The organism is Streptomyces sp. NPDC091281, from assembly GCF_044757425.1.
GTDB lineage: Bacteria > Actinomycetota > Actinomycetes > Streptomycetales > Streptomycetaceae > Streptomyces.
Genome location: NZ_JBIVUY010000009.1, coordinates 221,411 through 238,825, shown reverse-complemented (window position 1 = coordinate 238,825; position 17,415 = coordinate 221,411). Strand labels below are relative to the sequence as shown.

Sequence of the window (17,415 nt, the reverse complement as noted above, 5' to 3'; positions counted from 1 at the left end):
TCGGCCGTCCCCCATAGGTGTCGTGCGCCTCCGGGGGCGAGTTCCCGACCCCGGAGGCGCAGGTGAACGGTGGAGCCGTGCGGGCGCCGGACCGCGTCCTGCCGCTAGCCGCGCGGCTCGGCCGCGCAGGCGAGGTCGCGGGGCGGGCGGTGGCCTTCGGTGAGGAAGGCGGTCGCCGCGTCGTTCGCGCAGGTGTTGGTCCCGAACGGGTAGACCCCGTGTCCGCCCTGGTCGGCGGTGACCATCGTGGCCCGCTGCCCGAGCGCGCGGCGCAGGTCGCGGGCGCCGGCCAGCGGGGTCCCCGGGTCACGCTCGTTCTGCACGAGGAGGACGTTCGACGGGCCGCGGTCCCCGACGCGCACCGGGGGTTCGACGCGCGCGGTCGGCCAGAACGCGCACGGCCCTATCCCGGCGGTGGAGCCGCCGAGCATCGGGTACCTGACCCGGTCGACGGCTACGTCCCGCTGGTACGAGCCGATCGTCGTGGGCCAGCGGGAGTCGTTGCAGATCGTGTAGAAGCGGGCGGCGAGGAGGTTCTCGTCGAGCGGCTGCTCCGGGGCGGGCGGCAGCGGCCGGTCCGTGTCGACGGCCTGCCAGAACTTCGCCAGGGTGGGGATGAGGGCGTCGGCGTACAGGTAGGTGAAGGTCACCCCGCGCAGGGCCATGCCGTCGATGCCGCGGACCGGCTCGCGGTCCAGACGGGCGACCAGCGTGAAGAACTTCGCCCGCACCTGCCGCGGTGTGGTGCCCAGTCCCAGCTCGGGGTGGGCCGCCGCGTACCGCGCGAAGTCCGGGAAGCGGTCCTCCAGTCCGCGCGCGAACCTCCGCATGGCGGTGACGTCGTAGCCGCCCGCGCCCAGGTTGCTGTCGAGGACGAACCGGTCGCTGCGGTGCGGGAACATCGTCGTGTACACGGCGCCGAGGTAGGTGCCGTAGGAGTGGCCGAGGTAGGAGATCTTCCGCTCGCCGAGCGCCGCCCGGACGCGGTCCATGTCGCGTGCCGAGTTCCGCGTCGTGATGTACGGCAGGAGGTCCGCCGTGGACGAGGTTGCGCACTGCCGGGCGATCGTCCGCGCGTACCCCGCCTCGCGGGCCACGTCACGCGCGGTGTGCGCGTACGGCGGGAAGTTGCCGCGCTCCTGCTGCTTCTGCGTCAGCTCGCAGGTGACGGGGGCGCTGCGGCCGACCCCGCGCGGGTCGAAGCCGATCACGTCGTACCGGTCGAGCACGGTACGCGGCAGTCCCGAGGCGGCGAGGAGGGCCGGGTAGTCGAGCCCGGCGCCGCCGGGGCCGCCGGGGTTCGTCAGCAGCACGCCGCGCCGGGCGGCGGGATCGGCGGCGGCGAGCCGCGAGACGGCGAGGTCGATCTGCCGGCCGTGGGGCGCCCGGTAGTCCAGCGGGACCTTGAGCGTCGCGCATTCGAGGCGGGGCGCGGCGACGTCCTCGGGGCACGCTCCCCATCGCAACGTGTCCGCTACGGGCCGTGCCGCCGCCGTCGCCGACCCTGTCGTACTCGTCGTACTCGTCGTACTCGTCGTCCTCGCTGTCTGCGGTGCCGCGGCGGCCGAGGGGCCCGGCACCGCGGTCGCCACGGCCACCGCCCCGGCGGCCAGGGCCAGGGAGAGGGTTTTTCGCATCTGATGTCCTCCAGGAATGAGGTGGGGGGTGGTGGGGAGGGGCGGCGAGTGGAGGGGCGGTGGGGAGGAAGGGTGGTGGAGAGGAGGGGCGGCCGGTCTCGTCCTGCCGTCCACGGCCGGTCCACGAGCTGGCGGCTATGGGCTGCGGCCGGGTTCAGGGGCCGCCGCCCGTCTCGTCCGCACGGTGGACCGCGGAGGGTTCGGTGGGCGTCCGGGAGGTGGTCTCCCTGTCGGTGGCCTCCCGGCCCGCGGTCTTCCGGTCCGCGGTCTTCCAGCCCGCGGTCTTCCAGCCCGCGGTCTTCCAGCCCGCGGTCTCCCGGTCCGCGGTCTTCCGGACCGCCGCCGTCGTCCGGCGGGTGTGCGCCCAGCCGCCGGTCGTCGCCGCGAGCAGGGCGACGGCCGCGAGGGCCGTCGTCCGGGTCGCGGTGCCGCCGGGGACCCAGCCGAAGAGGGTCCGCGGCAGGGTGAAGTCCGGGGCGAGGAGGCCGTGGATCAGCGCGGGGAAGGCCAGCGCCGTGAGCACCATGCCCGCCGCCTCGAGGGCGGCGAAGCCACGCTCCCGCATCGCGCCCCCTCCCCCTCTGTCCCGTGTCTCTCTGTCCCGTGTGTCTCGCTGTCCCTTGTGTCGCTCTGTCCCGCCGTCCCGCGTCCGGGCCGTGCCGGTCCGGACGGCGTGTGCCGGGGCGTCCGGATTCGTCGTGTCCGGGCGCCCCGACCCGTGGAGGAGTCTCGTCGGGGGGCGAGGAGCGGCGCGTCGGCCCGGCGGGCGGGGTCGGCACCGACTCCCGGCGGGGCGGGGCTACGACTTCGGTCGGGGGTGCCTCAGTCCGAAGACGGACGTGGCCGGTGCCCCGGCCCCGCGACAATGAGGGGGTGGACAGGGACGGGAGGCCGGGGCCGGGACGCGGGCGGCAGTTCCTGCTCCTCGCCGCCGCCGCGGCGGTGGGTGTGCCGGTGTGGCTCTTCGTCGGGGTGCTGCTGCACCGGCTGGACGGCGACACCGGCGGCTGGTTCCGGACCGGTGATCCGCTGGTCGCCGTCGGCTGTCTGCTGGCGCTGCTGTGGCGGCGCCGGTTCCCGCTGACGGTCGCGATGACGGTGGTGATCGCCTCGACCGCGTCGGCGCTCGCGACGGGCGCCGCCCTGGCCGCGCTGTGCTCGATCTCCACCCGGCGCCGCCCCGTCGAGATCGGGGCCGTGGCGGTGGCGTACGTGACGGCGTCGCAGCTCGCCGCCGACCTCTACCCGGTGCCGGGGTCACCGGCCCCGGTCTGGTACTCGCTCGCCCTGGCCGCGCTGACGGCCGGTATCGCGGCGGCCGTGGGCATGGCCGTCGGCGCGCGGCGGATGGAGCTGCGGTCCCTGCGGGAGCGGGCGGAGAGCGCGGAGCGGGAGCAGGCGGCCCGCGCCGCGCAGGCCAGGTTCCGGGAACGCAACCGGATCGCCCGCGAGATGCACGACGTGCTCGCGCACCGGATCTCCCTGGTCGCCCTCCAGGCCGGAACGCTGGACCACGTGACCGACCTCGCCGCCGCGGAGAGCCGGGCGCTGGTCCGGGGCATCGCCGAGGGCTCCCATCTGGCGCTGGAGGAGCTGCGGGAGGTCCTCGGTGTGCTGCGTTCGGACGCGGGCCGCCCGGAGCCGCCGCAGCTCTCCGCCGACCGGATACCCGACCTGGTGGCCGACGCGCGGGCGTCCGGGCTGGACGTCACGCTGACCACCGACGTGACGGGGACCCCGGCCGACGCGGTGGGACGTACCTGCTACCGGGTCGTCCAGGAGGGGCTGACGAACGCGGCCAAGCACGCGCCGGGCGCGCCCGTGCACGTCACCCTCGAAGGCGGGGCGGGCACCGGACTCGCCGTCACCGTCCGCAACGCCCCGGCCGCCGCCCGCCCGGCGCGCCGACCGCCGGTCTCGGGGTTCGGGCTGCCCGGTCTCACCGAGCGGGTCGGCCTCGCCGGCGGCACCCTCCGCCACCACCCCACGCCGGACGACGGGTACGTCCTCGTCGCCCGGCTGCCCTGGCCGCACCCGACCCGTGAAGCGAGCGTCTGAGTGGACGAGCAGAAGAGGCCGGTCCGGGTCCTCGTGGCCGACGACGAGGAACTGGTGCGCATGGCGCTGCGGCTCGTCGTCGACAGCGCGCCGGACCTCACCGTCGTGGCGGAGGCCGCCGACGGCCGCGAGGCGGTGACCCTGGCCGGACGGGAGCGGCCGGACGTCGTGCTGCTGGACGTACGGATGCCCGGACTCGACGGGCTCGGCGCGGCCAGGGAGCTGCTGGGCCGTCCCGCGCCGCCCGGGGTGCTGATGCTGACGACGTTCGACTCCGACGAACTGGTGCTCGGCGCGCTGCGGGCCGGGGCGCTCGGGTTCGTCCTCAAGGACACGCCGCCGCCGCAGATCCTCGACGCCGTACGGACCGTGGCGGCGGGGCGGCCCGTGCTGTCGCCGACGGTCACGGCGCGGGTGATCGCGGCGGCCACCGGCCCGTACTCCTCCCACGCCCGGGACACGGCCCGCGAGGCCGCGCGGGAGCGGCTGTCCGTCCTGACCGAGCGGGAGCGGGAGACCGCCCGTGCCATCGCGGACGGTCTGGCCAATCCCGAGATCGCCCGCAGACTCCGGATCAGCGTCGCCACGGTCAAGGCGCACACCGGGAACCTGTTCGCCAAGCTGGGCGTGGACAACCGGGTGCGGATCGCCCTGCTGGTGCGCGACGCGGAGGAGTGAGCGCGGGCGGGGGCGGCGGCGGGTGCCGTGCGGACGCCTGCCGGAGCCCGCCCCGGTCACGGCCCGCCCGTCACTGCCCGATCGGGGTGGGCGCGGGGTGTCGGAGGAGGTCGTCCGTGACGTGCCAGGGGGCGCCGTCGGCGGTCGTGCCGGTCAGGCCGTCCAGGTGGGCCGGTCCGACGAGGGCGAGGGTGCGCGGGTCCCCGATCTCGGCGGTCGCGAGGGTGTGTCCGGGGCGCCAGGGCGTCGACCACAGCAGGCGCCGGGTCATCTGGGCCCAGCCGGTGGCCGGGCCGGTCATCACCCAGAGGTCGGGGGCGGCGGCGCAGAAGCGGGTCGCGGGGCGCAGCCAGGAGGCCGCGGTCTCCGGCCAGGTGACGGTGGTGAGGGTGATGCCTCCCGTACGGTCCCAGGCCGAGGCGATCCGGCGCGTCGTGTCGAGGGCGTGCGGGGTGCGGCCGGAGCCGATCGCGAGGGTACGGGCCCGGCGGGCGCGGGCCAGGCGGACGAGGGCCGCGACCTCGGCGTCGGAGACGGTGAGGTCCGGGGCGTGGGGCGTGGGGCGGGTCAGCAGGGGGCTGGTCAGGGGGTCCATGGCGCACCGTTCTCGCGGGCGGTCCGCCACCGCCGGTAGCGGTCCGGGCAGCAGGCGCCGCAGGGGCGGAAGCCCGCGGCGATCGCGGTGGCCTCGTCCGCGAAGAAGACGCGGTGCCGGGCGTAGCCGCCGCGGGCGAGGGCGCGCAGGGCGGTGGGGCAGTCGAGCCGTCCGTAGATCCGCGCGCCGCGGTGGCCGCCCCACTCCCCCGCGACCGGCGAGGAGTGCGGACGGCCGTCAGCGCCCAGCAGGACGTACGTCCTCGTCCCCGGGCTCGCCTTCGGGACGTTGCCCGTCCTCGTCGGGTCGCTCAGGCCGGCGTGGCGTGTTCCGTCGGGGGCGGTGGTCACGCGGCGTCGTGGAAGACGAGGGCGAGGGTGTGCCGTTCGCCGGAGCGGACGGCGGAGACGCCGTGGCGGACCGGCGCCGCGGACCAGCCGCGGGCCGATCGGACGGGGCGGTCGCGGGTGGTGAAGAGGTAGCCGTGGCCGTGCGGGAGGAGCGTGGCCGTGCCCCGGGACTGGGCACGCGGGCGCTGTTCGAGGAGCAGGAACTCGCCGCCCGTGTGGTCGACGCCGGGTTCGTTGAGATTGATCACGACCTGGAGGGGGAAGACCAGGTCGCCGTACAGGTCGCGGTGGAGCGCGTTCCAGTCCTTCGCGCCGTAGCGGAGCAGGATGGCGGTGGACTTGGTCTGGCCCGCGTCGTGGCACATCCGCAGCCACGCGTCGAGCGAGTCGGGCCACGGCGCGGGGCGGCCGAGCTTGCTCCACCAGTCGCGGGCGATGGGGAGCAGCCGCGGGAACAGCGCCTGCTTGAGCCGTTCGACCGGTTCCGGGTACGGGGTGGCGAAGTACCGGTAGCGGCCCTCACCGAAGCGGTGCCGGGCCATGTCGACGGTGCTGCGGAACAGATGGTCCCGCGCGTACAGGTCCCTGATCTCCGCCGTCTCCTCGGGGCTGAGCAGGCGCGGCAGCAGGGCCCCGCCGTACTCGTCGATCTCCGCGGTGATCGCCTCCCAGTCGCCGGACGCGACGCGGTCGTGCCACGGGTCGGTGCCGGGCGGGGTGGTGCCACGCGGGTAAGTGCCGGTGGTCTGTGGGGTGTTCATGCCGCGGCCTCCAGGTCCAGCAGTGCGGTCTTGGCGTCCAGTCCGCCGATGTAGCCGCCGAGGGTGCCGTCGGTGCGCAGCACGCGGTGGCAGGGGACGACGATGGGGAGCGGGTTGGTCGCGCAGGCGGTGCCCACCGCGCGGACGGCCTTGGGGTTGCCGACGCGTTCGGCCATCTCCCGGTAGCTGCGGGTGCGGCCGTACTCGATCTCGGGCAGGTGGGTCTGCACGAGGCGCCGGAATCCGCGCGACAGGGACAGGTCGAGGGGCAGGTCAAAGGTCCGGCGGCGCCCCGTGAAGTACTCGTCGATCTCGCGGGCCGCGTCGTCCAGTCGTGCGGGGGCGCGCAGGATGCGTGGGCTGAGTTTCTGGCCGAGGGTCTCCAGGACCCGGTCGTGGTCCTCACCGGCGTACGCCACCCGCACGAGCCCCTTCGGGGTGGCGGCGAGCAGCAGTGCGCCGACGGGCGAGTCGACGGTGGTGTAGGCGACGTCGACCAGGTCGGCCCGGTCCGCGGCGCGCTCCAGGCGGCGGTGGAGGCGGCCGAGGGTGTCGGTGTCCACGGCCGTCGACAGCAGGGCGGCCAGGTCGTCGTCGTGCGGGCTGTCGCTCATGACGGTGCTCCCTTCGTGCGCGTGGCGCCCGGATAGTGCTTCCTGAGGTTCTTGACCCCGTCGGCGGCGGCTCTGCGGGCCGCGTCGACGGTGCCGCCGAGGATCTCCGCGATCTCGGCGTACGCCAGCCCCGCGACGTACCGGTACGCGACGGCCTGGCGCTGCTTGGGGGGAAGGTCCTTCACCGCGGCCCACACATCGGCGGCCTCGGCGTCCGGGACGCCCTGCCCCGTCGGCGTCTCCGGGACCTCGTCGACCGGGAGGGGGTTGCGGCGCGCGGCGCGCAGCACGTCGATCGCCTTGCGGTGCGCGATCGTGACCAGCCACGCCTCCACGTTCGCCGACTCCGGCAGGTCGGGGTAGGCGCGCAGGGCGGAGAGGAAGGTCTCCGACCAGGCGTCGTCCGCGTCGTGCGGGCCGAGGACGACCCGGCAGACGCGCAGCACGGTCGCTCCGTGCCGCGCGACCACACTCTCGAACGGTTGTTTCATGTCGATCCCAGGGGAGGCGTGCGGGGGGCGGCGGCGGGGGACGTGAGAGGGCCGGGTCCGGGCGGTCCGGGCGTGACGGTCCGTCCGGGTCCGGGCGTGAGGGTACGTCCAGGTCCGGCCGGTCCGGTCACGCCCCTCGGTCCTCTCGGTCCCGTCGGTCCCGTCGGTCCGGTCGGTCCGGTCGGTCCGGTCAGAACAATCGCCCGGCCTCGTCCGCGGCCCGTTCCTCCAGGGCCAGCAGTGCCTGCTTGCGTTCCAGTCCGCCCGCGTACCCGGTCAGCGCGCCGCTCGCGCCGACGACGCGGTGGCAGGGGACGAAGACGCACAGCGGGTTCGCGCCCACGGCCTGTCCGACCCGCTGGGCGAGGCTCCGGTCGCCGATCTGCTCGGCGATCCGGCCGTACGTGGTCGTGTCGCCGCACTGGATGCGCTTCACGATGTCCCAGACGGCACGCTGGAACGTGTCGCCCTCCGCCTCGAGCGGAAGGTCGAAGTCCCTGCGCCGTCCCGCCAGGTAGTCGCCCAGTTGGCGGGCCGCCTCGTCCAGCAGCGGGTCCGCGGCGCTGTCGGTCTCGTGGCCGAGCGCCTCCTGCGCGGGTCGCCGGGCGTGCTGCCTGAAGTACAGGCCGGTGATCGCCTCGCCGTCGGCGACGAGCGTGACCGGTCCGAGCCGCGTCTCGACGACGGCGTGTCGCGTGTTCATCCGTGTCTCCCTTCTCTGCCCGGTAGACGCGCGCCGGGGGCGGAACGTGAGATGCGGAACGCACGGCTTTCGGACCAAAGTGTCGGTTCGACATGCGGCCCTCCGCATCCCCCAGACCCTGCCGCCGCGACTGCGCGAACGCGGCCGGGGGCGCGGCCGGCTCCGGCGCGCAGGACGACGTCCTCACCCGCACGGCCCCGCACGACAGGCCCTTCCGCCCCGACAGGACCCCTGCGGCCCAGGCCCGAGCACCGGCACCGGCACCGGGCAGTCCCGGGCGGCGCCGGTGTCAGGCGTCCAGGGGTGTGGCGAGGGTGGTCAGGTGATGGTGGAGGTGGGTGAGGATCGTGCGGGCGGTGCGGGGGCCGTGGTGGGTCGTCTCGTGGCGGAGGGTGCCGGTCAGGCGGGCGTCGGGGGTCATGGTGAGGCTCAGGGAAAGGGTCGCCGCCGCCGCGTCGGAGGACTGGCGGGTGGCGTAGGCGAGGCGGGAGAAGTCCTGGCGCAGTGGGAGGACGGCGGTGCGCAGGCCGTGCATCGGGCGGGCGTCGTCGCGGTAGGGGTCCAGGGCCCAGCCGGTCACGCCGTGCAGGCGCAGCTCGGCGTGTGCGAGGGCGTACCGGTAGAAGCCGTCGGCGCCGGTGCGGCCGAGGACGCTCTCGGCGAGGCGGGCGAACGGCAGGTCGACGGTGGCCGCGGCCGCGCGGACGGCTTCGTGCGCGTGGCGCAGCGCTCCGGGGCCGTCGTGGGAGAGGTCGAGGGGGATCTGCACCATGTTGGCGAAGTCGCCGACGGCGCCGCGGTGTTCGGGGCGCAGTCGGCCGTGGGAGGGCGTGGAGAGGATGAGCCGGTCGCGGTCGAAGTGGCGGCCGAGGGCGGCCGCGAACGCGGCGGCGAGCAGCGCGTACAGGCCGACGCGGGCGGCGCGGGCGGTGTGCAGGAGTCGCCGGGTGTGCGCGGCGGAGAGAGCGAAGGGCTCCTCCTCGTAGCGGTGGCTCAGCGCTGGGGGGCCGGGGGTGCGGCCGGGCAGGAGGTCGCCCGCGCCGTGGGCGCGCAGGGTCGCGGCGCGTTCGGTCAGGCGGCGGGCGCGTTCGGCCAGGGAGCGCGGGGTGTTCTCGGCGCGGACGAGGTCGAGGTAGGAGAACGGCGACCGGAGCGCCGGAGCGTCCCGCACACCGGTCACGCGGCGGTCGTAGGCGTGGGCGAGGTCGGCGAGGAACACGCCGTGGCTGGCCGCGTCGAAGACGAGGTGGTGGAAGCTGGTCAGCAGGACGTGGTGGTCGGGGGCCGCGCGCAACAGGCGGGCCCGGCCGAGGTGTTCGGTGACGGGGAAGGGGCGGGTGCTGAGGTCGACCAGGAACGCGTGCGGTGTCGGCGGCAGTTCGGCCTCGTCCAGCGGAAGGGGTGTCGCGCGCAGGCTCTGGAGCGGGTGGACGACGCCGCCGATCCGGTCCGGGTCGCCGTCCAGCCGCAGGCGCAGGGCGTCATGACGGAGCGTCACCTCTGCGAAGGCGTCGCGGAGGGCGCCCGTGTCGAGGGGGCCGAGGAGTCGGAGGGCGGTGGAGCAGTCGAGGGAGACCGCCGCGGGGTACGTCCCGGCGTAGCAGCGGTGCCACTCCCAGCACCACTCCTGCCGTGAGGAGAGGGGCAGGCCGGGTGGGCGGGAGTGGTGGCCCGGGGAGGGCGGGGGAACGGGGGGCGTGGTCATGCCGGGGTCAGTTCCGCCAGGAGGTCGCCGTACCGTCCGGCGATCCGGGCGAGCCGTCCGGCATCGTGGTAGCGGCGCTCGTACCAGAGGTCGCCGACGAGGGCGCCGTCGGTCAGGTCGAGGGTCGCGAAGAGCGTGGCGGCGCAGGCCCGCGCCTGGTCGGGGCCGTTGAAGGAGGGCGGGGTGTAGGGGGCCGTGACGTCGAGGGCAGTCGCGGACAGTCCGGGCGGGAACGCGGGCGGACGGTGCTGGTCGACGGGGAGCCAGCCGGTCACGCCGGTCAGCCGCAGCTCCAGATGGGCCAGCGCGCTGCGGCAGTAGGCGCCGCCGCCCGGCGGGCGGGGCAGGACGCGCGCGGCGACCTCGGTGAACGGCAGGTCGACGTCGAGGGAGGCGTCCCGCACCCGGTCGTGGACCGAGCGCAGGAAGTCGGGCAGCGGCATGGGGGCCGTGTCCAGGGGCACCGACACCACATTGCTGAACAGGCCGAGGGTCTCGTGCGCGGCGGGGGTGGTGCGGCCGTGCGTGTAGACCGAGCCGACCAGCCGGTCGCGGTCGAACTCGGTGGCCACGGCGCGGGCGAGGGCCGCGAGGAGGACGGTGTGCAGCGTGACCCGTTCGGCCCGTGACCTGCGCAGCAGCAGGCGCGTGCGGTCGGCGGGGACGCCCAGCGGGACAGACGCGAACCGCGTGTCGGGGTCGACGGCGTCGGTGTCGCCGGGCAGCGGGTCGCCGGAGCCGTGCGCTTGCAGGCTCCGGGCCAGGTCCGCGGCCCGTGCGCGGACCGCGGAACGCGCCTGCGGTGTCGCCTCGCGCGCGATCAGCGCCGTGTAGCTCTCGGGTTCGCCGCGGCGTCCGCCGGGCGCCGGGTCCGGCGCGGGCCGCGTCCGCCGCGTGTATCCCTCGGCCAGCAGGTCGCGGAAGAGGGGGTGGCAGGCGCCGTCGACGACCAGGTGGTGGAACTGCATGACGAGGAGGTGCTCGCGCGGCCCCGCGCGCAGCAGGGTGGCGCGGGTCATCCGGTCCGTCAGATCGAGGGGCCGCGCCAGGACACGGACCGCCTCGGCCGTCGTCTCCCCGGCCGTCACGGGCAGGACGGTGAGCGTGCCCGGGTCCGGGCGGAGCGTCTGGCCGGGCCAGGCGGCGGACGGGTCGGGGCCCGGCGGGCCTGCCAGGCGCAGCCGCAGCGCCTCGTGCCGGGTCTCGATCTCGGCGAGGGTGTCGCGCAGCGCGCCGACGTCCAGCGGGCCGTGCAGCGCGAGGGTCTCCGTCGCCTCGACGGGCACGGAGTCGACGGGGTAGCTGCGCATCCACTGCCAGCACCAGTCCTGCCGGGACGACGGGGGCAGCGGCTCCGGCCGGTCCGCGGTGGCGGTCATGGGCGCTCGCTCCTTTCCAGGGTGTGGACGGTGTCGGCGTACCGCCGTTCGTTGCCGGAGGGGCCGAGGAGTTCCGGCAGGGCGCGTACCGCCGCAAGCGGGTGTTTGGCGGTGAAGCGGGCGAGGTTGACGGTGTGCTGGGCCCACCGGTCGGCCCGTGGGTGGGTGAGGTGCACGCCCGGCGCCGCGGGTTCGGGGCGCATGACGGTGCCCGACTGCCACAGACGCAGGCCGAGTTCGAGGTCCTCGCAGCCCCAGGTGGTGCCGAAGTCCTCGTCGTAGCCGCCGCACTCCGCCCAGAGCGCAGACGGCAGGGAGGTGTTGGCGCCCACGCAGCCCAGCCAGGGCGCCACGGCGGGGAGTTCGCCGTCGGACATGGCGGTCAGCAGACGTTCCAGCGCGGTCGTGACGGTCCGTCCGTAGCGACCGGCGGCCACCGCGGCGTACGGGTCGTCGTGCGGGGCAGGGGCGTCTTCGCGCGGCGGGCCCGGGGTGGGGCGGGGGGCGCGGCCGGTGTGTCCCGCCGTGTCGGCCAGCAGGCGGCGGGCGCCGGGGAGTTCGCGGAGCGGCCCGTGCACGCAGGCGGGGCCGGGGCGGAGGTGCGCGGCGGCGTGGGCGGCGAGGGCGGGGGGCGGCAGCAGGATGTCGTCGTCGAGGAACAGCAGCACGGGACCGCGCGCGGCGGCCGCCCCGGTGTTGCGGGCGGCGGATCGGCCCGCGCACGGCCCCGGCACCGTCCGCAGCGGCAGCCGCCCGGCGGCCTGCGCGAGGAGGGCCGGGGTGCCGTCGGAGCAGCCGTCGTCGACGACGACGATCTCCCAGGGGCGGGCGAGGTCCTGCCGGGCCAGACAGGCGAGGACGAGCCGCAGCGACGCGGCCTTGTCGCGGGTGGGGATCACCACGCTGAGGTCCGGGCGGGTCATGCCACCCGCTCCCCGCCGAGCAGGCCGGCGCCGCGCCGGGCGAGGAGCGCCGCGCCTTCGAGCGACGCGTGGGCCCCGTGCCTGGCCGTCCGCACCTCGGGGACGGGGCGGCCCGCGCGGACGGCGGCGGGCAGCCGCCCGGCCACCCGCTCGGGCAGCCCGGTCAGCGCGGACCCGAGCCCGCCGCCGAGGTGGGCGCGCTCCGGCTGGACCACCTCGGCGAGCACGGCCAGGGCGCGCGCGAGGAGGTCGGCCGCGTGATCGAGGGTGTCCGCCGCCCAGTCGGCGCCATCGGCGACGCCCGCGACGAGGTCGGCCGTGGTGGTGGGCCGGGCGCGCAGGGCGGTGGCGTACGCGGCGAGGGCGGGACCGGACGCCCCGGCCTGGAGGCAGCCGCGCGCGCCGCAGCGGCAGACCGGGCCGCCGGGGTCGACGACGAGGTGGCCGAGTTCGGCGGCGCTCCCCCACGCGCCGGTCAGCAGCCGCCCGCCGCAGACCAAGCCGCCGCCGACTCCCGTGCCGAGGCCCAGGTGGACGAGGTCGGGGCAGGCGGCGGAGTGCGCCTCGGCCAGCGCGGCGAGGCTCGCGTCGTCACCGAACAGCACCGGCGCCCCGGTCGACGCGAACGGGGTCCGCAGACAACGGCCCTGCCAGCCCGGGCGGTTGGGCCAGACGGTGACCCGTCCGTCCCGGTCGACGTTGGGCGCCGCCGCCACCCCGATCCGCGCCGGGGCCCCGCCGAGCGCCTCGACCGCCTCCGCCACCGAGGCGGCCAGCAGCCCGAACTCCGCGTCGGTGTCCGCGCCTTGGGGCCAGTGGACGGTGTGCTCGTGGACGGTGGTCCCGTCGGCGAGGGCACGGACGGCGAGTTTGGTGCCGCCGATGTCGACGGCGACGACGGGCGGCCCGCTCATGACGGCCTCCGCGCGGTGACGACGGCCCACCGGCCACCCTCCACCGTCCGGGTGTCCTCCACCTGGAGCCCCGACGCGGTGAGCGCGGAGTGCAGTTCGGCCACCGTCCAGCAGTACGGCCGCCCCTCGACGAGCCACCGCACGGCCCGTGCGCCGTCCTCGCCGTCCAGTGTCCAGGGGTCACCCACGAACGCGTCGGCCAGCAGCAGTGGTTGACCGGGACGCAGCAGCTCCGCCCAGGCGCCCAGTCGGGGTTCGGGACCGTGCAGTCCGCCGAGGAGGACGTACCCGCCGTACGGACCGGGAGGCGGCGGTGACGTGTCGGCACGGAGTTCCGGCACCCGCCCCGGCACGTCGCACGCGGCGAGGCTCTCCTCGATCGCGGTCCGCAGCGCGGGCGGTGGTGCGGTGGTGACCAGCGGGTCCGCCGAACCCGGTCCGGGGGGCGGGAGTTCGACGACTCCGTGGCGCACCCGCGAGGCGAGGAGCCGCCCGGCGACGGAGGCGGCCTCGCGGCCCGGCGGCGGTCGGGACGGGACGGAGGTGTCGTTCGGGTCCACGCCCCGGACGTCGCCGGCATCAGGCACGGCATCGAGCTGCGGCCCGGTGTCCGGTTCCGGTGCGGTGGTCAGCAGGCCCAGGGCGCACGCGGTGTCGAGGAGCGAGATCAGCAGGTCGGTGTGGAGGCCGTCAGGACCGGCGAGGTCGACGGCACCGGCCCCCTTCACCAGGGCGGATTCCAGGCCCAGTTCACGGAGCGCGTCAGCCACGATCCGTACCGGCGCGACGGCCAAGGGTTGTACGGCGGATGCGGCGACCCTGGTCGGGGCGCTCGCTCCGTCGAGGTCCCGCCGGGTGCCAGGGCGTGGTGCGAGCCGGTACACCGGGTCGGCCGTCGCCTTGCCCACGGCCGAGCGGCGCAGCCGGTACCGGGGCCGGAAGCCGTCCGGCACCTTGTACGGCGCCAGATGGGCGCGGGCGTGAGCGCGGACCCGTTCGGGTGCGGCGAGGGCCGTGTCGGCGGGTACGTAGACGGCGGTGAGGCCCTGGTCGTCGGAGTCGTCGGGGCCGGTCGCGGTGACGGCGACATCGGCCACGCCGGGCGCGGCGCGCAGGACGGACTCGATCTCCAGGGTGGACACCCAGCGGGCGCCCCGCCGGACGACGCCGCTGCGGGCGCGGCCGAGGACGCGGTGGACGCCGTCGGCGTCCCGTTCGGCGAGGTCGTGCAGGTGGTGGACGGAGCCGTCCTCCAGCACCACGCTCAACTCGCCCTGTCCCGGCCCCACCTGGACTTCTCCGCCGGGGCCGGTCAGCAGTACGCGGACCCCAGGCATGGGGTGGCCGACGGCGCCCGCCGGGAGGCCGGGCTCGCCCCACAGCACGGCGCCGGTCTCGGTGGAGCCGTAGTTGCGGGAGACACCGACACCGAGGGTTTCGCGCCACCGCTCGTCCAGGGCGGCGTCCACGTATCCGGCGCCCGCCATGACGCGGCGCAGCGCCGGGTAGGGCGCGTCCTCGGCGAGGGCGCGTCGGCGGACCAGGAGCCGGGCGAGTCCGGGGACCGTGACCAGGACGGTCGCGCCCTCCCGCAGCCTGGTGTGGACGGCGCCCACGGCGTGCGGCGGGACGGCGTCGACGTGGGCGCCCGCGACGAGGACCCCGGCCAGCCAGCCGAGGGCGTAGGCGTGGCTCAGCGGCAGGGGCAGCAGCACGCGGTCGCCCGGCACGGCCAGGCCCGCCCGGTGGTAGCGGAACCCTTCGTCGACGACGGAACGCGGGCCGCGGGCCACGGACTTGGGGAGTCCGGTGGAGCCGGAGGAGGCGAGGAGGAGGGTGGCGGGCTCGCGGTCGCCGTCGGGGCGGCCGGGCGCGCCCTCGATCCGGGCGGGCCGCGGTCCGGTGACGAGCCTCCGCTCCGCACCGACGGCACGGGAGAGCCGTCGTGTCTCGGCGGGGGGCGAGTCGGCGGACAGCAGCAGGGGGCAGGCGCCGACCGCGGTGAGCGCCAGCAGCCCTTCGACCCACTCGGGCCCGTTGGGACCGTGCAGCGCGACGGCCTCCCCCGGCCGCACCCCCGACCGGCGCAGACTCCCGGCCAGTTCCCCGATCCGTGCGAGGGCCTCGGCGCGGGTCCGGTCGCCCAGGGCGGGCGCGTCGGGGTCGGGGCCGGGGCGGGAGAACGCCTCCCACAGGTCCCGAGGGCGTACGGGGTCGTCGGGGCGCTCCTGCCCCGAGGATTCCGGCCGCTCCGGGGCTCCCGGCGTCTCAGTGCTCATCGGGGCCCGTCTCCGCGAGCCTGCGGACGAGGGCGTCCGCGGCGAGTTCGTAGCCGTACGTGCCGAATCCGGCGACGACGCCGACGGCGAGCGGGGAGAGCACCGAGTGGTGGCGGAAGGACTCGCGGGCCCAGACGTTGGAGATGTGCACCTCGGCCCAGGGCGCCGGGTAGTCGGCGAGGGCGTCGCGCAGGCTCCACCCGGCGATCATCAGCGCGCCGGGGTTGACGATGGCGGCGACGGTGTCGCGGTGCCGTTGCAGCGAGCGGATCAACTCGCCCTCGCCGTCGTGCTGTTCGGCGCGGAGTCCGTATCCGGCGGCGGTCAGCCGGGCGGCGACGGCGGTCTCCACCTGGGCCAGCGTGGTGGTGCCGTAGACGCCGGGTTCGCGGGTGCCGAGGGTGCCCAGGTTAGGGCCGTTGAGCAGCAGGACGTCGGCGGGCGGGGCGGTGGTCACGCGGGGGTCCCTTCGGGGCGCAGCAGCAGGTCGGCGAGTTCGGCGCAGGTCGCGGCGACGAGGTCGGGCCGCTCGGCGAGGAGTTCCGTACGCTCCCCCTGGCCCCAGAGTCCGGCGGCGGTACGGGTGCCGGCGGCGCGGCCCGCGCGCAGGTCGAGGACGGAGTCGCCGACCATGACGGCGTCGGCGGGCTCGGCGCCGAGCTTGCCGAGGGCGAGGAGGACGAGGTCGGGGGCCGGTTTGCCGTGGGCGACCTCGTCGCTGCCGCAGACCGCGTCGACCAGGTCGAGCAGTCCGGTGGCGGCGAGCGCCTCGACGGCCCGCGGGTGGGTCTTGCCGGTGGCGACGGCCACGGGGACGCCCGCCTCGCGCAGGGCGGTGAGCAGGTCGGCGGCGCCGGGGCAGGGCACGATCTCGTGGACGAGGCGGCGGCTCTCGACGACGAACGGCTCGTACATCGTGGCGGGCAGCCCCATGATCTCCAGGGTCTCGGGCATGTGGCGGCCGAGGTGGGCGAGGTAGGCCTCGAAGGGGGCCGCCCCGTCGCCGACGGTGACGTCGTAGGCGTGCTGGAAGGCCCGGCGCATGACGTGGACGCTGTCGATGAGGACGCCGTCGAGGTCCATCACGGCGACCCGGTCGCGGAGTTCACTCACCGGAGGCTCCCGTCACGGCGGCGCGCAGGCTCTTCGCGAGGTGGGCGACGTCGTCGTCGGTCATGGCCGCGCCGAGTCCGACGGTGACCGAGCGGCCGAGGATCGCCTCGCTGGCGCGCAGCCGTCCGGGGGCCTGCCAGCCGGTGCCCCAGGGGGTGCGGCCTGTGCGGACGGCGGGGTTCTGGTGGACGAGGCGGCCCTGGTAGAGGGTGCCGGCGGGGACACCCGCCGCGGTGAGCGCGGTGACGAGGCGGCGGGCCGCCATGCGGTCGTCGAGGAGGAGGGTGAGGTCGCCGCCGCTGCCCTCCTCGTCGGGCAGCGGCCGCCAGCGCAGGCCGAGGTCGGCGAGGTCGGCGCGGACCGTGCGGGCGATGTCGCGCAGGCGGCGGAGCATCGGCGGGAGGCGTTCGAGCTGGACGGCGAGGACGGCACCGGCGATCTCGGTCATGCGGAGGTTGGCGCCGAGGAACGGCTCCCCGGCCGCCGTGCCGCGGTCACCGGCGCGGGACGTGGTGAACTGGCCGCCCTGGTCCTGGTAGCGGGCGACACGGTCGTGGACGGCGGGGTCGTGGGTGACGACGGCGCCGCCCTCGCCCGCGGTGATGTTCTTCTCCGACTGGAAGCTGAAGGCGCCCGCGTCGCCGATCGAGCCGACGGGCCGCCCCCGGTAGGAGACCCCGCAGGCCTGGGCCGCGTCCTCCAGGACCCGGAGGCCGTGGCGGCGGGCGACGGCGAGGACGGGGTCGAGGTCGGCGGCGGCCTGGTGGAGGTGGACCGGCATGACGGCGAAGGTGCGGTCGGTGACGAGGTGTTCCCAGCCGGTGGGGTCGAGGGTGAGGGACTCGTCGATGTCGGCGAAGACGGGGACGCCGCGGGCGGCGACGACGGCGTTGACGCAGCCCAGGAAGGTGGCCGCCGGGACGATCACCTCGGCGCCCTCGGGGATGCCCAGGCCGATGAGGGCGCAGGTGAGGGCGGCGGTCCCGGAGGAGACGGCGACGGCGTGCGGGGCGCCCGCCAGGGCGGCGAAGCGTTCCTCGAAGGCGTCGACGCGGTGCAGCGGGGCCGGGCCGTAGTAGCGGAAGAGGGAGCGGCTCTCCAGCACCTCCAGGGCGGCGGCCTTCTCCTCCTCGCCCCACAGGGCCAGGCCGCGCAGCGGTTCGTAGCGCGGGGCGGTGGGCTGGGGCAGGGGCGTGGTCATGGCGGGTCTCCGGG

Annotated in this window: 18 protein-coding genes; 2 read left to right on the top strand and 16 right to left on the bottom strand. The window is 76.2% G+C overall.

Going from position 1 to position 17,415, the window contains the following annotated elements; genetic code table 11:
* Positions 1 to 104: 104 nt before the first annotated feature.
* Together ACIQPQ_RS24080 and ACIQPQ_RS24075 are read right to left on the bottom strand one after the other, a co-directional pair.
* Positions 105 to 1,637 (bottom strand): alpha/beta hydrolase, encoded by a 1,533-nt coding sequence (locus tag ACIQPQ_RS24080; RefSeq protein WP_401306925.1) that lies wholly within the window; start codon positions 1,635 to 1,637, stop codon positions 105 to 107.
* A gap of 154 nt (positions 1,638 to 1,791) precedes the next feature.
* A complete protein-coding gene (locus tag ACIQPQ_RS24075; RefSeq protein ID WP_401306922.1) occupies positions 1,792 to 2,202 on the bottom strand; it encodes a hypothetical protein in 411 nt (136 codons plus the stop codon).
* 308 nt (positions 2,203 to 2,510) lie between these two features.
* Between ACIQPQ_RS24075 and ACIQPQ_RS24070 the strand changes: the two genes are divergently transcribed.
* Positions 2,511 to 3,695: a sensor histidine kinase gene (locus ACIQPQ_RS24070; protein ID WP_401306919.1), complete on the top strand. Its 1,185-nt coding sequence runs from the start codon at positions 2,511 to 2,513 to the stop codon at positions 3,693 to 3,695.
* Positions 3,696 to 4,373, top strand: coding sequence for a response regulator (locus ACIQPQ_RS24065; protein WP_401306916.1), 678 nt, complete (start codon positions 3,696 to 3,698; stop codon positions 4,371 to 4,373).
* Between the two features lie 70 nt (positions 4,374 to 4,443).
* On the opposite strand, the gene ACIQPQ_RS24060 is transcribed toward ACIQPQ_RS24065, so the two are convergent.
* The 14 genes from ACIQPQ_RS24060 to ACIQPQ_RS23995 all read right to left on the bottom strand — a co-directional run bounded on the left by ACIQPQ_RS24060 (position 4,444) and on the right by ACIQPQ_RS23995 (position 17,401).
* Positions 4,444 to 4,968, bottom strand: a complete 525-nt coding sequence (locus ACIQPQ_RS24060) for a hypothetical protein (protein WP_401306914.1) — start codon at positions 4,966 to 4,968, stop codon at positions 4,444 to 4,446.
* Positions 4,956 to 5,318 carry an Ada metal-binding domain-containing protein gene (locus ACIQPQ_RS24055; RefSeq protein WP_401306911.1) on the bottom strand — a complete coding sequence of 121 codons (363 nt, stop codon included), beginning with the start codon at positions 5,316 to 5,318 and terminating at the stop codon, positions 4,956 to 4,958. Before ACIQPQ_RS24055 ends, ACIQPQ_RS24060 begins: the two co-directional genes overlap by 13 nt.
* Positions 5,315 to 6,079 (bottom strand): 2OG-Fe(II) oxygenase, encoded by a 765-nt coding sequence (locus tag ACIQPQ_RS24050; protein WP_401306909.1) that lies wholly within the window; start codon positions 6,077 to 6,079, stop codon positions 5,315 to 5,317. Before ACIQPQ_RS24050 ends, ACIQPQ_RS24055 begins: the two co-directional genes overlap by 4 nt.
* Positions 6,076 to 6,693 carry a methylated-DNA--[protein]-cysteine S-methyltransferase gene (locus ACIQPQ_RS24045; protein ID WP_401306906.1) on the bottom strand — a complete coding sequence of 206 codons (618 nt, stop codon included), beginning with the start codon at positions 6,691 to 6,693 and terminating at the stop codon, positions 6,076 to 6,078. The genes ACIQPQ_RS24050 and ACIQPQ_RS24045 overlap by 4 nt, the downstream gene beginning before the upstream one ends.
* Positions 6,690 to 7,184 carry an RNA polymerase sigma factor gene (locus ACIQPQ_RS24040; protein ID WP_401306903.1) on the bottom strand — a complete coding sequence of 165 codons (495 nt, stop codon included), beginning with the start codon at positions 7,182 to 7,184 and terminating at the stop codon, positions 6,690 to 6,692. The genes ACIQPQ_RS24045 and ACIQPQ_RS24040 overlap by 4 nt, the downstream gene beginning before the upstream one ends.
* A gap of 190 nt (positions 7,185 to 7,374) precedes the next feature.
* A complete protein-coding gene (locus ACIQPQ_RS24035) occupies positions 7,375 to 7,887 on the bottom strand; it encodes a methylated-DNA--[protein]-cysteine S-methyltransferase (protein WP_401306900.1) in 513 nt (170 codons plus the stop codon).
* A 289-nt stretch (positions 7,888 to 8,176) separates the two neighbouring features.
* Positions 8,177 to 9,592, bottom strand: a complete 1,416-nt coding sequence (locus ACIQPQ_RS24030; protein ID WP_401306897.1) for a condensation domain-containing protein — start codon at positions 9,590 to 9,592, stop codon at positions 8,177 to 8,179.
* The gene (locus tag ACIQPQ_RS24025; RefSeq protein ID WP_401306894.1) at positions 9,589 to 10,971 is read right to left on the bottom strand and encodes a condensation domain-containing protein; all 1,383 of its coding nucleotides are present in this window, start codon (positions 10,969 to 10,971) and stop codon (positions 9,589 to 9,591) included. The genes ACIQPQ_RS24030 and ACIQPQ_RS24025 overlap by 4 nt, the downstream gene beginning before the upstream one ends.
* Complete coding sequence (locus ACIQPQ_RS24020) at positions 10,968 to 11,894, bottom strand: glycosyltransferase family 2 protein (protein ID WP_401306891.1); 927 nt, start codon at positions 11,892 to 11,894, stop codon at positions 10,968 to 10,970. The genes ACIQPQ_RS24025 and ACIQPQ_RS24020 overlap by 4 nt, the downstream gene beginning before the upstream one ends.
* The gene (locus ACIQPQ_RS24015; protein WP_401306888.1) at positions 11,891 to 12,808 is read right to left on the bottom strand and encodes an ROK family protein; all 918 of its coding nucleotides are present in this window, start codon (positions 12,806 to 12,808) and stop codon (positions 11,891 to 11,893) included. The genes ACIQPQ_RS24020 and ACIQPQ_RS24015 overlap by 4 nt, the downstream gene beginning before the upstream one ends.
* Complete coding sequence (locus ACIQPQ_RS24010; protein WP_401306885.1) at positions 12,805 to 15,087, bottom strand: class I adenylate-forming enzyme family protein; 2,283 nt, start codon at positions 15,085 to 15,087, stop codon at positions 12,805 to 12,807. Before ACIQPQ_RS24010 ends, ACIQPQ_RS24015 begins: the two co-directional genes overlap by 4 nt.
* Positions 15,077 to 15,544: a type II 3-dehydroquinate dehydratase gene (locus tag ACIQPQ_RS24005; RefSeq protein ID WP_401306882.1), complete on the bottom strand. Its 468-nt coding sequence runs from the start codon at positions 15,542 to 15,544 to the stop codon at positions 15,077 to 15,079. The genes ACIQPQ_RS24010 and ACIQPQ_RS24005 overlap by 11 nt, the downstream gene beginning before the upstream one ends.
* Positions 15,541 to 16,200: an HAD-IA family hydrolase gene (locus ACIQPQ_RS24000; protein WP_383777115.1), complete on the bottom strand. Its 660-nt coding sequence runs from the start codon at positions 16,198 to 16,200 to the stop codon at positions 15,541 to 15,543. The genes ACIQPQ_RS24005 and ACIQPQ_RS24000 overlap by 4 nt, the downstream gene beginning before the upstream one ends.
* Positions 16,193 to 17,401 (bottom strand): DegT/DnrJ/EryC1/StrS family aminotransferase, encoded by a 1,209-nt coding sequence (locus tag ACIQPQ_RS23995; protein ID WP_401306879.1) that lies wholly within the window; start codon positions 17,399 to 17,401, stop codon positions 16,193 to 16,195. Before ACIQPQ_RS23995 ends, ACIQPQ_RS24000 begins: the two co-directional genes overlap by 8 nt.
* Between the last annotated feature and the right edge of the window lie 14 nt (positions 17,402 to 17,415).